Annotated in this window: 11 protein-coding genes; 8 read left to right on the forward strand and 3 right to left on the reverse strand. The window is 38.6% G+C overall.

Going from position 1 to position 15,370, the window contains the following annotated elements:
- Positions 1–93 precede the first annotated feature (93 nt).
- Both PQ578_RS19090 and coaW read left to right on the forward strand, forming a co-directional pair.
- Positions 94–1,941: a PAS domain-containing sensor histidine kinase gene (locus tag PQ578_RS19090; protein WP_273836083.1), complete on the forward strand. Its 1,848-nt coding sequence runs from the start codon at positions 94–96 to the stop codon at positions 1,939–1,941.
- An 88-nt stretch (positions 1,942–2,029) separates the two neighbouring features.
- Positions 2,030–2,845, forward strand: coding sequence for a type II pantothenate kinase (coaW, locus tag PQ578_RS19095; protein WP_273836086.1), 816 nt, complete (start codon positions 2,030–2,032; stop codon positions 2,843–2,845).
- 34 nt (positions 2,846–2,879) lie between these two features.
- On the opposite strand, the gene PQ578_RS19100 is transcribed toward coaW, so the two are convergent.
- Positions 2,880–3,992: a diguanylate cyclase gene (locus tag PQ578_RS19100; RefSeq protein ID WP_273836088.1), complete on the reverse strand. Its 1,113-nt coding sequence runs from the start codon at positions 3,990–3,992 to the stop codon at positions 2,880–2,882.
- Positions 3,993–4,135: 143 nt separating this feature from the next.
- On the opposite strand from PQ578_RS19100, the gene PQ578_RS19105 reads away from it, so the two are divergent.
- The 4 genes from PQ578_RS19105 (at position 4,136) to PQ578_RS19120 (ending at position 10,014) form a co-directional block, all read left to right on the forward strand.
- Positions 4,136–4,810, forward strand: a complete 675-nt coding sequence (locus PQ578_RS19105) for a response regulator transcription factor (RefSeq protein ID WP_273836090.1) — start codon at positions 4,136–4,138, stop codon at positions 4,808–4,810.
- On the forward strand, positions 4,807–6,174 hold the full coding sequence (locus tag PQ578_RS19110; protein WP_273836092.1) for a sensor histidine kinase: 1,368 nt from the start codon (positions 4,807–4,809) through the stop codon (positions 6,172–6,174). The genes PQ578_RS19105 and PQ578_RS19110 overlap by 4 nt, the downstream gene beginning before the upstream one ends.
- A gap of 165 nt (positions 6,175–6,339) precedes the next feature.
- On the forward strand, positions 6,340–9,411 hold the full coding sequence (locus PQ578_RS19115) for an efflux RND transporter permease subunit (protein ID WP_273836094.1): 3,072 nt from the start codon (positions 6,340–6,342) through the stop codon (positions 9,409–9,411).
- A 102-nt stretch (positions 9,412–9,513) separates the two neighbouring features.
- A complete protein-coding gene (locus tag PQ578_RS19120) occupies positions 9,514–10,014 on the forward strand; it encodes a carboxymuconolactone decarboxylase family protein (protein ID WP_273836097.1) in 501 nt (166 codons plus the stop codon).
- A gap of 88 nt (positions 10,015–10,102) precedes the next feature.
- Here PQ578_RS19120 and PQ578_RS19125 read toward each other — a convergent pair whose 3' ends face one another.
- Entirely contained in the window at positions 10,103–11,854 is a 1,752-nt protein-coding gene (locus PQ578_RS19125; RefSeq protein WP_273836099.1) for an N-acetylmuramoyl-L-alanine amidase, read from the reverse strand.
- Positions 11,855–12,393: 539 nt separating this feature from the next.
- Here PQ578_RS19125 and abc-f point away from each other — a divergent pair.
- The gene (abc-f, locus tag PQ578_RS19130) at positions 12,394–14,064 is read left to right on the forward strand and encodes a ribosomal protection-like ABC-F family protein (RefSeq protein ID WP_273836101.1); all 1,671 of its coding nucleotides are present in this window, start codon (positions 12,394–12,396) and stop codon (positions 14,062–14,064) included.
- On the opposite strand, the gene PQ578_RS19135 is transcribed toward abc-f, so the two are convergent.
- Positions 14,061–14,243: a hypothetical protein gene (locus PQ578_RS19135; RefSeq protein WP_098442379.1), complete on the reverse strand. Its 183-nt coding sequence runs from the start codon at positions 14,241–14,243 to the stop codon at positions 14,061–14,063. The two genes, abc-f and PQ578_RS19135, sit on opposite strands and share 4 nt — an antisense overlap.
- Before the next feature lie 122 nt (positions 14,244–14,365).
- Here PQ578_RS19135 and PQ578_RS19140 point away from each other — a divergent pair, with 122 nt between their 5' ends.
- Complete coding sequence (locus PQ578_RS19140) at positions 14,366–15,097, forward strand: MOSC domain-containing protein (protein ID WP_337958034.1); 732 nt, start codon at positions 14,366–14,368, stop codon at positions 15,095–15,097.
- The last annotated feature ends 273 nt before the right edge of the window (positions 15,098–15,370 follow it).

Consider the following 15,370-nt stretch of genomic DNA (forward strand, 5'->3'; position numbering starts at 1 on the left):
GAAAATACGCCCTCTTACAAGAAGATATGATTGAAACATTTTTCTCCCTCCAAAGACCTATTTCATTAACTATCATTTTTAGAAGGAGTAGCTATGACTTATAACAAAGAGAATATGACCTATAATAGCTCGGGCCCTCCTACTGACAATGTATTACAAGAAGAGAGGGGTAAGGTAACGAATTTAGTGAAGTACTATGAAGACTCTACAACAGCACTTGTCGTTCAAAAAAATGAGAAATGGCTTTATTTAAACGCCGCAGCTGTTCATCTTCTTGGCTATAACGATTCAAGTGAATTAGAAGGAAAGTCAATCTGGGAGACGATTCATTCATCAGAGAGGCAAACTGTTTTGAAGCGAATCGAGGCTTCGATCAACGGAGTGAATCCTGGCACTTTCGTTCAACGGTGGCTGAGGAAAGATGGATCCACCGTTTCTGTAGAGGTTTTGGCGATTCCAGTGGAGAATTTTCTTGGTCAAACGTCAGCGATTATAAAAGAGGTTGATCATGAGACCAAAAAAATACAAGAAATGTACGCAAACTATGAGCTCATTACTGAGAACATGAATGAGATTATTAGTTTACTTGATGCTAACGGAAGACTACTTTATGTCTCGCCTTCTTATCGAGATTATGCTCGAGCAAGCATAGACGAGGAAATTGGGCGCAGTTCGATTCGATATATTCATAAGGAAGACAGGGAGCATGTGAGAACAGAGTTTTATAAGCTGGTTAAATTTCGCAAACCTTTAATGATTAAGTATCGTATGCAGCGAAGAGATGGGGTTTTTCGTTATATTGAATCCCAGGGGACGTGCATCTTAAACGAAGAAGAATGCTCTTATGTCGTCGTTTCAAGAGATGTGACCGAAAAACACCAGGCTGAGATGAAACTGCAATTAAATGAGAAAAAGCATCGCATGATCCTTGAAAACAGCAATGACTTAATTTGTATGATGAATCATGAAGGGATAACTGTCTACGCCTCACCTTCCTATAAGGAAGTATTAGGTTATGAGCAAAGCGAAGTCATCGACAAGGATATCCTAACTTTTATCCATCCTGAAGATTATGAGAAATGTCAGAAAGCCATTCAAACCTTAACGGAAACGAAACAATCAATTACAACCGTTTATCGAAAACGGCATGCTTCTGGGCACAGCGTTATTCTGGAAGCGAAAGGGATGGCTGTTAGCGAGGGGGATGAGCAAGTAAATCATTTTGTATTTATAGCTAGAGATATCACTGAAAAAATACAGCTAGAGCAATATCGAGAAAATATTGAAAAGTTAGCAATCATTGGGGACGTGGCGGCTGGTTTTGCACATGAAATACGAAATCCGCTTACGTCAATCAAGGGCTTCTTAAAGCTTTTAGCGAAGAAGGAAGCAGAACATGATAGGATGTATCATCACATTATTGAAAGAGAGCTTGCCAAAATAGAAGAGGTGATAAATGGCTTTATTTCCCTTGCAAAACCAGAGGCAGGTGAAGTTGCTGAGGTAAGCTTATTAAAACTAATCAAAAATGCAATTAACGTATTAACACCGCAGGCTGCTTCTAAAAACATTAGAATTAATATTAGCAGTCAGTTAAAAACAATCGTCATTTGTTGTCAAAAAAATCAGATGAAGCAGGTGTTTATTAATATTCTAAAAAATGCAGTTGAAGCGATTGAGGAAAATGGCAAAATCGATGTCATTCTTGAAGAAAATCGAAACAACGTTTCCATTGAGATCCATGACAATGGCGTTGGAATTGAAGAAGAAAGACTTGAGCGAATCGGTGTGCCGTTTTATACAAATAAAGAAAAAGGCATAGGCCTTGGTATGACTGTGAGTAATAAAATCATTTCGGAGCATAAAGGTAGTCTTCGGATTGAGAGTAAACCAGGAGAAGGAACACGTGTTTATATTCAGCTTCCAAAGGGTGGGGATTAACCCTACCCTCTTTATACGAATAAAGGGGGAGCCACATACATAGTAACGTTAGTCTTAAGAATATGTGAGATATGAAAGAAGGGATGAAATGACTGATCTCGTTGGGATAGATGCGGGTGGAACGTTGATTAAAACAGTTCACCTTAAGGAAGGTGAATACAATTATAAAATATTTCCATTGAATGATATCAATGAGGTTGTGACGTGGCTTAAAGATCACCATCCAAAATCAAAGTTGAAGATCACTGGAGGGAAGCAATCGGTCCTTGCTAAGCTAGTTGAAAATGAAGTTGAACTGGTTCCAGAATTCGAGGCGACGACAAATGGCGTTCGAGCAATTTTAGAACGATCAAATCTAACCCTTCCTGACGATTACTTACTCGTAAACGTTGGCACGGGGACCTCGATTCACTCTGTTCATTGTAAAAGTGCTGAACGACTTGGAGGAACGGGTGTAGGGGGCGGGATGCTCTTGGGCCTTTCTTATTTATTGACAGGTCGAACAGACTTTTCGGAGATTACTCAGCTAGCAGCAAAAGGAGAACGAAATGGCATTGATTTAAAGGTGAATGATATTTATGAAGGTGCCTCTCCTATTGATGGTGATTTAACTGCCAGTAACTTTGGCTTTATTGATCGGATTAAGCAGCAAGAAGTAAAAGACGAAGATGTGTTGGCATGCTTAATTGGAATGATTTCCGAGTCGATTTTAATGATGGCGATTCCATTTACGAAAACCATTTCTACGTCAACCATTGTATTTATCGGTTCTACTTTTCAATCGAATCCATTATTGAAACAGCAGTTTGAACGGATTGAGGAACTATTTGATATCAACGCCAACTTTCCACCTCATGGTCAATTTAGTGGAGCAGTGGGAGCTTTATTATATTGTAGTCACTAGATCAAAATGAAAAAGGGGCAATTGGCCCCTTTTTTTAATACTCATAGACTTTCATAGTTTTTTCATTTGAGCAAATGCGGTTTCGTCCACTTCGTTTTGCTTGATAAAGAGCCTCATCTGCTTCTCGATAAAGCTGAGCAGGAAATGGGACCGTTTCGGGAAAAGTACTCGTACCGATTGAGGCAGTTATATGAATGCTAATATCCTTATTAATCGAAAAAGAAATTTCCTCGATTGTGGATCTGACCTGTTCACCAATCGCTAATGCCTCTCTATTCGAGCAATTATCTAGTAAAATGGTAAATTCTTCTCCACCATTACGAGATACAATATCGTTCATTCTGGCGGCAATTCTTAACGTCTTACCAAATTGAGCCAAAATGGTATCTCCAGCTGCATGACCATACGTATCATTCACATGTTTGAAATGATCAATGTCAATTACTAGAAGAGACAATGGCTTTTCAGCGTTTGTAGATTCTTGTATTGCGCTGTTTAACGCTTCATCAAAACTCCTTACGTTGTTTAACCCGGTAAGCGGATCGATGGTAGCACTCTTTTTGTATTCTTTAAACAGGTGATTTGTTTTTCGTAAATGTTCTGTTGTGTAAAGCGCCATCGCCCCTGTCACAGTGGATGTAATCCAATAGAGAACGTTAATTTCACTAAATAAGCTTTTTATATCAAGTAATACGTATACGATGATAATACTGAAGGCAATGTTGGAATAAATAATCATCCAGAATGCTATGGCGATAAATGAAACCTTCCATTTTCTAAAGAAAAGATAACCGATATAAAGAGAAGTTAACAAACCGAGTGAAACAAAAGAAGAAAGATTTATTCCAATTATAAAACGCGTTATTTGGATAACAATAAGAGCAATCATCCCAGGCAATGGTCCTCCATATAAGGTGACCAGTAAAAGTGGTATATGTCTTAAATCGATGATGGTTGTGCTATCAACAACTTGAATGCTATAAATCATCAGCAAAATTCCTATCATGCCAGCATACAAACCGCTAAGGAATTTTCTTTTGATTGAAGATGTCGGTGTTAGATTTTCTTCTCTGAAAAATTGATAATAAAGAAAAAGTAGAGCCAGTATAATCATCATATTGACAAAAAAGTCGTGTATTAACTGCATTCGATTACACCTCGAATTTCTGAAGAGTTCTATCGAATTTATTTTACCATTTGCAATAATAACCGGTTCAATTTTTATTACTCGTTCATATTCTATTCATACTTGGGAAGTACACTATTAATATAGAAAAGGAGCTAGTGGTAATGATTACGATATTACTTGCAGATGATGATCAAAACATTCTAGATTTAATGGCGTTATACATAGAAAAAGAGGGATATTTCGTTAAGAAAGCTTCAGACGGAAAAGAAGCAGAAAAAATTCTTGAGGCTAATAAGGTTGATCTAGCGGTAATCGATATTATGATGCCGCATGTTGATGGCTGGCAACTATGCGAAGAAATTCGAGCTTATTACGATATTCCTGTTCTCATGGTTTCGGCAAGGGGACAGGCCTCAGATAAAGTGAAAGGGTTTAAACTTGGAACGGATGATTATGTCGTCAAACCATTTGATCCTATTGAACTTGTCATGCGGGTAAAGGCATTATTACGAAGATATCACATTCAAAGTGCAAAGAAAATATCAATAGGGTTGTTTGAAATGAATGCTGAATCATATGATGTAGTGCTTGGAAAGGATCGCATTTCTTTGCCCAAAAAAGAGTTTGAGCTTCTATTTAAATTAGCAAGCACTCCAGGTAAGATATTTACACGAAATCAGTTAATTGAATCAATATGGGGTTATGATTTCCAAGGAGACGATCGAACAGTAGATGTCCACGTGAAACGAATTAGAGAAAGGTTTTATAGTAGGGAAATACCTTTTGCTATTAAAACCATGCGTGGACTAGGATATCGTCTGGAGCTATTAAAATGAAGCGGTCGATCTACCTCAGAAGTGTCGTCATCTATATCGGGGTTGTTTTGATCAGTCTCATACTATCATTCTGGATTATGAATGTTTTTTATATTGATACCATCCGAGAGCGTCTCCAAAAAGACATTACCGAAGTAGGACGTCAAACAATCGCCTTATATGAGAATTCGAGCTACACCGATCCTTCAGAATTTATTGGAAATATCCCAACCTTTAATTACAATCTTATCCTTTATGATGAATCTGGAAAAGCAGTACAGCCTATTGATAATGGGAAGTGGCGAATTTCCGCAAAACACATCGAAAAGGTGTTAAACGGAGGGGTAGTTCGTGTGAATGATCGGACAGCTTCGCCTCCGTCCCAATTAAATGTCGGCTTACCATTTCAGGACAGCGATAGTCGTTACGCTCTTTTTATTAGACCTGATCTTTCGCTTGAAGAGAATACAATTAAACGAGTGATGCTAACGACTTTACTACTTGTACTTATTATTGGAAGCTCCATTTTTGTCATATTAATGAGGTATGTTGTTCGTCCCATTCAACACCTGACAGAAGCGACAAAAAAAGTAGCGGTAGGTGATTTTACTGTTCGAATCAATAGTAAACGTCATGATGAAATAGGAGACCTCTCGAGAAGTTTTGATCATATGGCGCATGATTTAAGGCATTTAGAAGAAATGCGTCAGGAATTCGTTGCGAATGTTTCCCATGAAATACAGTCTCCACTTACATCGATTGGTGGCTATGCCCGAGTTTTGCAGAATAGTATGTTAGATGAGCTTGAGCGAAAAAAATACCTTGGGATTATTCAAAAAGAAACAGAGCGCTTATCCAAATTAAGCGAAAATCTTTTAAAGATGACGACACTTGATGCAGATGATCCTATGTTTCACTTAAGAAACTATTCACTTGATGAACAGCTAAGGGAAGTGATTGTATCACTTGAAGCGATGTGGGCTGAAAAAGGGATCGAAGTTCAGGTTGATTTAAAAGAAGTTCAAATCGAAGCGGACTATGATCAACTCAGCCAAGTGTGGATAAATCTACTATCAAATAGTATTCGGTATACGGAATCAAATGGTGTTATCACTATTCAAATGAAAGAGAAAGCAGGAGAAGTAATGGTCGAAGTGCGAGATACAGGCTGTGGTATTCCTGAAGTAGACCAAGCGCATGTATTTGACCGATTTTATAAAGCGGATAAAGCAAGGTCGAGTAATGGAGGTAGCGGACTTGGACTTGCGATCGTCCAACGTATCGTTCATCTTCACAAAGGAAATATTTTGCTTGAAAGTAAGGTAGGCATTGGTACAACGATTACAATTACACTTCCTAAAATGAAAAAGCGAAAAGAAACATAAATGTTTCTTTTCGCTTTTTCATTTTAAGATTAACGCTTTATCCCTGACTAGCCTCGAGTGAGATGGAGTTATAAATCGCATTGAAAAATGAAATGAGTTTGTTCATAATGCGTTCATTTTCGCGTCGTATACTGATTCCAGATCAAGAAAAGAGGAGTGTATGAGATGAAATTTCTTACTAGATTTAGTTTGAAGAATTCAGTTGGTGTTTTATTATTAACGATTCTTGTATTGGCAGCTGGTATCATTTCAACTAATCAGATAAAGGTAGAAACTTATCCGGATGTCACATTCCCAGCGCTTATTATTCAAGGGGTTTATCCAGGTGCTTCTGCCGAGGCCGTTGAGCAGGAGGTTACGATACCCATTGAAAATCTACTCGAAAATAGCAACAAGTATGATGACTTAACGAGTACATCTTCTGAAAACGCTAGTGTAATCTCCCTCATGTACCCGTTTGGTACGGATATTGAGGAAACGAAACGAGAGCTAGAAGACATCGTCTCGAAAGCGGAACTACCGGATGAAGCAGTGGTTGAGGTTATAAGCATGTCAGCTGGGGCACGGCCAATCTATGAAGCTGCGCTCTCATCTGAAGATGCGGATGAGCTTCAACAAAAGCTTGAAGATGATATCGTTCCAGAGCTTGAAGGACTTCCAGGAGTGAATAGTGTAAGCTTAAGCGGAATAAAGGAAACAACACTTTCTATTGAAGTGGATGAAAAGAAGGCAAGCGAATATGGTCTTACGTTAAATGATATTAAGGATAAGATCAAACAGAGCGAATATAGTCTCCCCCTTGGATCAGTGGATGAGGAAGATACGACGATTCCAGTTAAATTACAAGGCTCTATTGACTCACTTGATAAACTAAAAGACACAAAATTTGTAATTGAAAACAGTCAGACATCACAAGTGGGACAGCAAAGCTCACCACTAGAAAGTAAGGAAGTTGTTCTTACGGATTTTGCTGAAGTTACAGAAGCATCAGAGAAAAATGAAATTTCTCGGTTCAATGGACAGGAAAGCTTTCTTATTCAGGTAACAAAAAGTCAGGATGAAAATACGAAGGATGTTGTCGATCATGTGAAAGAAGTTCTCGCGGAATATGAAACAGATGACGTGGAACTATTCACCATCCTTGATCAAGGTGAAGAAGTGGAGAAATCAATTTCTTCTCTCCTTAAAGAAGGTGGATTCGGCGCACTGTTCACAGTCATTGTTATTCTCTTGTTCCTAAGAAACATTCGTGCAACGATTATCGCCATTATTTCTCTTCCTATTTCGATTCTAGGAACAATTGCCCTACTTGATCAGTTTGGCTATACGTTAAATATTATGACGTTGGGTGGTTTAGCCGTTGCTGTTGGGCGAATTGTGGATGATAGTATTGTTGTTATAGAAAATATATATAGATGGCGTCAGGAGAATAAAGAAGAGTTGTCCAACAAAGCACTAACCTACTATGCGACGAAAGAAGTACTTGGAGCTATTACTTCTTCAACAATTGCGACACTCGTAGTATTCTTACCTCTCGCATTTGTGGGAGGGATACTTGGAGAGTTCTTCAGACCATTTAGTTTGGCTGTCGTTTTCTCAATCTCGATCTCACTCTTAGTTGCACTGATGTTGATTCCGGTACTAGGTAGTGCTTTCTTTAAGAAAGTAAAACATCACGAGAAGGAATCAAAATTAAACCATTTATATGAACGTTTTATAAGAGGGGCACTTAAGAAAAAAGCGCTCGTCATTGTAACATCCGTTCTATTACTAGTAGGTTCACTTGCCATGATACCGGCTTTGGGCGTTTCCTTCCTGCCAGCTGGAGAAAGTGATTCTTTTGAACTGAATGTATCGCTACCAGCTACAACACAGCTTGACAATACGAATGAGGTTGCAAGTCAAATTGAAGATTATCTGACTGAAAAAGAAGAGGTCGACTACAGCCAGGTATCAATCGGACTATCTAGTAGCCCAATTCCAGGTGAAGGAGCAGGACAATCAAGAGAAAATGAAACGACTGTTTTTGTAAAGCTAACGAATAGTGATGATCTTCAAAGCACGATGGAGACGTATGAAGAAGATGTTCAAAACATTGTAGAAGAAGTTTATGAAGAAGGAACTGTTAAAGCAACAGAAGTTCAACAGGAAGGTCCACCGAGCGGGAACACGATTGATGTTAGCTTGTATGGAGACGACCAGGAGAAGTTGACAGAAGCTGCTACTCAAGTTGAGGAACTTCTATTACAGGACAATGAGTTAACGAACGTTTCGAACAATCTCGAAGAAGTTCAACCAAAATGGACCATGTCGCTTACCGATGAAGGTGAAAAAGCGAATGTTAGTCCATTCCAGGTTATGCAGATTGTAAACAGTCGTTTGCAACCACTTGATGGTGGGACAATTGAAATTGATGATCAGAAATGGGAAATGTCTCTTTCTTATAATGATGAAGTAACATCAAAGAAGGAATTAGAAGAGCTTAAGATTCCAACTGCAAATGGAATACAACCATTATCAGATGTTGCCTCAATTGAAGAAACAACAGCACCAGTAACGCTTTATCATGATGAGGGCAGAACGTCTGCTTCCATTTCGGCTGATATCAAATCTGATGACACAGCACGAATGACACAATCTGTTGAAGAAGATCTTCGTGTGCTTTCCTTACCAGAAGGCGTTGAAATGGAAGTTGGAGGTGGTCAGGAGATGATTACGGATGGCTTCGCTGACCTTGGACTTGCGATGCTTGCAGCGATTCTTCTCGTGTTTTTTGTACTAAGTCTAACGTTTAGAGGAATTGTTACACCGATTGTCATTCTATCCTCCTTAATTTTTGTTCCAAGCGGATCGTTAGCGGGGCTCCTTATTGGAGGTCAAACGCTCTCCATGAGTGCAATGATTGGGATGCTTATGCTAATCGGTATTGTAGTCACGAACGCAGTAGTGTTACTTGATCGCGTAGAAACGAACCGAATGAACGGTTTAGAACTGACAGAGGCTTTAGTTGAAGCGGCAAAAGTGAGATTGCGTCCAATCATCATGACGGCTCTTGCAACAATTTTTGCCCTCATTCCTCTTGCGCTTTCGAATTCAGCATCTGGTCTCATTTCAAAGGGACTTGCGATTACGGTCATAGGTGGACTGACTACTTCTACCTTATTAACACTCGTTTTCGTCCCGGTCTTTTATGCGATGATCGGAAAATATCGTCGAATGAAAAAAGAAACGTTTTAAAACCTGCTCACCCCATTGTATTCCTTGCACAATGGGTTTTTTTTTATGAATAATAAAAAATCTTTGTTATGATATAGAATGGATAAAGAAAGGATGATTGAAATGCCGTGGATTAAACCTGCCAAACAATCAGATATAAAGGAGCTTGACATCTACAAAGATCTGGAACATCCCGTTCCTGTATTTAATCGATTGATTGCGAAAAGTCCTGATATTTTTTCAACGTTTATGCCTTTAGCAGCTGCTGTTAAAGCTGGTGTTTTAAATGAATTTGAAACAGAAGCAGTTGTGGTTTTTGTTTCTCAATTAAATGGGTGTGAATTTTGTTATACCGGGCATGGAAACTTGTTAAAAGAAATTAGTGGAGATGAGTCTATTCTTGAGGAGCTTAATAACTATAAAAGCTCCAATGCCTTTGAGAGTCATTTGAAAAGTATTCTAAGCTATGCAGAGAAACTTGTTACGAATCCAAAGAGCCTGGAGAAAGCGGATCTAGAGAAACTAAAAGAACATGGCTATAGTGAAAAAGAAATCGTTGAGATTAATCAACTGATTGCCTATACATCTTATACAAATCAAACGTCGATTGGTCTTGGGTTATAAATGATAATTTCACTGACGGATAACACCAGATGTGATTTATAAACGAAAAAGGACCTTCCTAAATAATTGGAGGGTCCTTTTCAAACATTTACTTCGTTTTATAATAATCTAATACCCCTTGATAAATGCCTTCAGCAAGTTCTTCTCTATACTCTTGTGTAAGAAGAAGCTTGTATTCTTCATTATTCGTTAAGAAACCGACTTCGACAAGAACACTTGCCATCTTTGATTCTCGAATTACTGAGAAGCTCTGGTTCTTTACGCCACGATTATTTGCTTCTGTTACTTCAATTAATCGTTTTTGAATGCTTTCTGCAAGAGCTTTACTTTCCGCTGAGCTATATTTATCGTACCAATACGTTTCAATTCCATGAGCTGCTTCACTCGCTGCATTTGTATGCACGCTAATAAACGCATCGGCATTTAAGTTATTGGCGATAGTTGAACGCTCTCTTAGCTCTAAGAACGTATCATCTCTTCTCGTCATGACAACGTTCGCTCCAGCTGACTTAAGTTTTTTCTCGAGATAAAGCGAAACATCAAGGTTGATGTCTTTTTCTAATAGTTTGCCATTGCTTGCACCAGGATCATGATCTCCATGACCAGCATCGACAACAATGGTTAAGTTGTTTAATGAGTCACTGCTTTGAAGGAGTAGGTAACCACTGTGAACATAAGCTACTTGACCCTGATACTTAATTTTTGCCCAATCTCCAGCATAACCGTAGATTGCAACTTCAGCATTACGTGGCAATGCTCCGATTTTTGTGCCGCTCATTTCAGGACTTGTACGCACATTTAGGCTCGAAGCTGTTACAATACCCGTTTCTAAAACAACTTCTTCTACTTGTTCTTTCATTTTATAGGAATTGACAATACTAGAAGAAAGAGCACCTTCACCACCTAGTACCATTAATGAAGAGGCATTTTGAAAGAGATATGTTTGAACATCTGTAATAGGTTTCACATCGTGTGCTAAAACAACAGGTGCATCAAATTTCTCTGCTAAAGAGGCTGCTGCTACAGCATCAGGGTAATCTTCCTGATCGGCTAGTACGGAAGTTCCTCTTGCTAGAATGTAAGATGAGCTAGAGGCGAAGAAAGCTTCATTAACGGCAATGTTTGTTTGAAAACGATCTTTTCCCGAAAGACGGACAACTTTCTTGCCTTGTTGTTCTAATTGAGTACGCACATCTTCAGAGACTACAGAAGACCCGCCAATTAAATAGACTGTCTTAATGCTTGAAGGAAGCTTAGGTGCCTTTGAAACAGTCGATAAATAAATAGGATAATGTTTAATAGCTGCTACGCTTGATGCTGAAAGAGAGTCAGCTACTTGCATGCCATTAACGATAATAGCTGTCGAAGTTTGATCAAGTCCAGCGGCTTGATTGATTGCGTTGGCCGTTTCAAAACGATCTGACCCTTTCAATCGTGACACGGTGTATTTTTGTTTTAATTGATTCTCAACATCTTGACTGATTGCTCCGGTACCACCTAGAATGTAAATTTTTCTGGTTCCAAGTCGTTCAAGCTCTTTTGCAACGTTAGAATCAAGTTTTGTTGATCCAGTTAATAGGATAGGAGCTTGTTTCACACCGGCTAAACCAGAACTCGCTAGTGCATCGAAAGGCATATCAGCACGAGTTAGGATAACGGCTTTTTCAGTTGTTGTTAGCGTTCCTGGTGAAACTTTCTTAGAAATTTCAATCGCCGTTTCAATTCGATTTGCTCCACTAATACGTTCAACATCATTGCTTGCTGATGTTTTTTCTGGAAAACTTATTCCTGTGAAAATTAGAATTATGGCCATTATTAACGTAAAAAGCTTATTGCGCACGATGTGTATTCCCCCATATTTTGTTTGTCTATTTTTTATGTACACAGTGACCTCACATCAACGACTCCCATAACCTCCTTTCAAAATTAGTATCAAATGGAAAGTATTTCTTAACTATTTTTAATATCGGCCTCAAATACGAGAGATTATAGGGTCCTTTTGTACTAAAAACAGATAAAAATCGACGGGATTTGATAAAACTTCTCTTACAACTTCTAATTGTTGGGATTTAACAACACCCTTATAAATATTGACATTATTTTGACTTTTCTTTAAACTAATGACAACAAAAGACGAAGGGAATGGTTAAGAAGCGATGGAAAACTAATCTTATTTTTTCAGATCAACTTTCAATAAATGAAATTGAGATTCTGGAGAATAGGATTAGTCTGTCTTTTTAACCTTCCACGCTTGCTGAAATGTGCTTCTTTAAGATGCGTTCTTTTAGCGTGCGTAGGTATATGGATTGACAGACCTCTCCAGAAAATGGGGAGGTTTTTTACTCCCCCAAAAAATGAAATAGAGAATGGGGAGATTCGATGAACGTTATGTCGATCAAAGGATTGAAGAAAACTTTTAATGAAAATCGGCTATTTCAGCATGTAAATATCGATATCCATCAAGGTGAGCGGATTGGTATTGTTGGGCCTAACGGTGCTGGCAAAACAACTCTAGCAAGGATGATCGTCAAAGAGATTGATCCAGATGAAGGGACTATTTCTTGTAAAGGAAAAATTGGTTACTTAAAGCAATCGATTGATCAGGAGGGGATGATTGAGAACCATAGAGTGGATGGGGATTCTTTCGATTTCAAAAGAGAAAAGGAATTAGGGATTCGTTCACTTAATGTAGAGGAGGAGAATTTAAGCGGTGGCGAAAAGTTAAAACTTGCGCTCACAAAAGTTTGGTCTACGAATCCGGATTTATTGATTCTCGATGAACCGACAAATCATTTAGATGAAAAAGGTGTTAATTGGTTGATTCGGGAGCTTCATTCTTTTCAAGGAGCGGTTCTTGTTATTTCTCACGATCGTTATTTTCTCGACCAAACCACTAGTCGAATCCTTGAAGTTGAAGCGGGGAAGATAAATGATTATCAAGGGAACTATTCCGCGTATCGAATTGAAAAGCAAAATCGATATGAAGAACAGCTTCATCACTATTCCGTACAACAAAAAGAAGTAAAGCGAATAGAAGGGCAGCTTGCTGGATTAACGAAGTGGTCAGAAAAAGCACATCGGGAATCAACGAAGCAAGATGGAGCTAAGGAGTATTACCGAATGAAGGCGAAAAAAATGGATCGCCAGGTAAAGTCAAAACAAAAACGACTTGAGAAGGAACTACAGAAAAATAAATTAGAACAACCTGATCAGGAGAAAGAGATTCGATTTCAATTTCAGGAAAACAATTCACGTGGAAAACGATTGTTAGAAGCGATGGATGCGGGCAAATGCTATGAGGAACGATGGTTATTTCGAAGAAGTTCTTTCTATATGAAGTATGGGGAACGAATGGGGGTTGTTGGGGAAAATGGATGTGGGAAAACAACATTGCTACGTACGTTGCTTGGATTGGAACGACCGAGCGAAGGAGAAGTGTGGAAAAGTCCATCACTTAAGATTGGGTATCTTTCGCAAGATGTCCATGATCTTCCGGAAGACAAGACTCCTCTTGACGTTTTAAATGTAGTAACTAAGGAAGAAATCTTTCAGGCAAAATCGATTTTGGCTTCGATGGGAATGGAAAGAGTGAACGCCACAATTAACCAACTTAGTCTTGGAGAAAGGACAAAACTTAAGCTAACGCGTATGCTGATGAGCAAGTATGATCTATTAATCCTTGATGAGCCTACAAATCATTTGGATTTGCCTTCACGAGAGCAGTTGGAGTCTACCCTTCAATCTTTTACAGGTAGTTTACTTATTGTGTCACATGATGTGTATTTCTTGGAAAAGATGTGTGATCGGTTGTTAGTGTTTGAAGATCAAAGAGTGAAAAGGGTTGAAATGAACTTATCTGATTTTCGGAGTCGAGTAAAAGAAAAAAGCTCTTTTGTTTCTTCAAAAAAAGACGAAGAACAAAAGATGCTTTTAGATAACGAAATTTCTGCGGTAATAAGTGAGATTAGTTTACTCCTTCCTGGTGATGAGAAATTAGCTGAGCTCGATAGTAGACTTAAGAGGTTAGTTGAGAAAAAGAGATTACTTTAGACGTCTTCTACTGCAAAGAAGCGTTCCACTGAATACAAATCTGCTTTTGGATGATTACGAAGTAAGACATAGCCTTCACGCTGTGCTTCTTCAAAATTATCGTACTCATCTTCTGAATGAAAGATTGCTCTGCGTCTTTCGTTATAGAGGGTAATGGAGTAGTATTCTTTAATTTCCATTTATCTCTCTCCTTTTTCCTTTGTTTCTACTAGTTCTATGCAAATCTCTTGTTGTTTATACTAGACTGATAGAAAAAATGCATTTTATTCTCTTTGGTTATACTAAAGAGAGATAGGAGCTGATGACAATTCAAATTGGCACACTAAGTGAAATCATGCGTCATCCTGTGAAATCAATGACAGGTGAAGCCGTTACAGAGACGATGGTCATGAACTATGGACTTTATGGTGATCGAAGTCACGTCATTTTAGATGAGAAGCAATCGTTTTTAACAATTACACAGTTTCCATCACTCGTGCGCTATCAAGCATCGTTCAGTGCACATGAATCACTAGATGGTTATCCTGAACCTGTTATTGTGACACCAGAGGGAGAAACATTTAAATGGTCGGACTCAACCTGGCTAACAGAACTAGAAACAAAAACGTCGAAACAGCTAACAAAAAAGGTTTACCATCCTGAACACGTTCCGATCGGACCGATTGAGGAAGAACATCTACTGATTCTAACTGACGCTTCTCTTCAGGCATTAGAGGAGTCATGGGGAAAACAAACGGATCAACGGCGATTTCGACCAAACTTGAAACTTAACTTATTTGAAAAAACTCCATTTGTAGAACAAGCGTGGGAAGGGAAATATTTGAGAATTGGGAAAGAGGTACTCATTCAATTCACAAAGCCCTGTGAACGGTGTATGATCATCACGGTTGACCCTAAAACAGGAGAAAAACAGCCTGAATTATTGAAGAAAATTGCGCAAGAACACGAGAATTTTTTTGGAATGTATGCTCGAGTCATTCAAGCTGGAAATATTAGCACGAATGACACATTGTTGCTCTTAGATAAAGTATAAAAGCGATAAGGAAAATATTCCCGAAAACATTTTTTGGTTTTAACGTTAGAGATAATGCTTAGCAGGGTACAAGCAAGAATGGAGCCCCATCTTTGGATGGGATGCTTCGATTTCCACACAGGAGGGGTCCCATCCACGGGGTGGGGTCCCATTTTTTGTGTTTTGATTTTATACTTATCAAAAAGCGATCGTCCTTTGAGAATGATCTCGAGGCATGGGCTGTCTGAAAATTCTGTGGTAAACTATGGAATGGTACATAAAGCATCTTAAGGG

This window comes from Guptibacillus sedimenti (assembly GCF_028610665.1).
Lineage (GTDB): Bacteria > Bacillota > Bacilli > Bacillales > Guptibacillaceae > Guptibacillus > Guptibacillus sedimenti.

Coding starts and splice junctions, on each gene's coding strand:
- abc-f (WP_273836101.1), top strand. CDS start 12,394: ATGAACGTTATGTCGATCAAAGGATTGAAGAAAACTTTTAATGAAAAT.
- coaW (WP_273836086.1), top strand. CDS start 2,030: ATGACTGATCTCGTTGGGATAGATGCGGGTGGAACGTTGATTAAAACA.
- PQ578_RS19120 (WP_273836097.1), top strand. CDS start 9,514: ATGCCGTGGATTAAACCTGCCAAACAATCAGATATAAAGGAGCTTGAC.
- PQ578_RS19115 (WP_273836094.1), top strand. CDS start 6,340: ATGAAATTTCTTACTAGATTTAGTTTGAAGAATTCAGTTGGTGTTTTA.
- PQ578_RS19100 (WP_273836088.1), bottom strand. CDS start 3,992: ATGCAGTTAATACACGACTTTTTTGTCAATATGATGATTATACTGGCT.
- PQ578_RS19105 (WP_273836090.1), top strand. CDS start 4,136: ATGATTACGATATTACTTGCAGATGATGATCAAAACATTCTAGATTTA.
- PQ578_RS19140 (WP_337958034.1), top strand. CDS start 14,366: ATGACAATTCAAATTGGCACACTAAGTGAAATCATGCGTCATCCTGTG.
- PQ578_RS19135 (WP_098442379.1), bottom strand. CDS start 14,243: ATGGAAATTAAAGAATACTACTCCATTACCCTCTATAACGAAAGACGC.
- PQ578_RS19090 (WP_273836083.1), top strand. CDS start 94: ATGACTTATAACAAAGAGAATATGACCTATAATAGCTCGGGCCCTCCT.
- PQ578_RS19110 (WP_273836092.1), top strand. CDS start 4,807: ATGAAGCGGTCGATCTACCTCAGAAGTGTCGTCATCTATATCGGGGTT.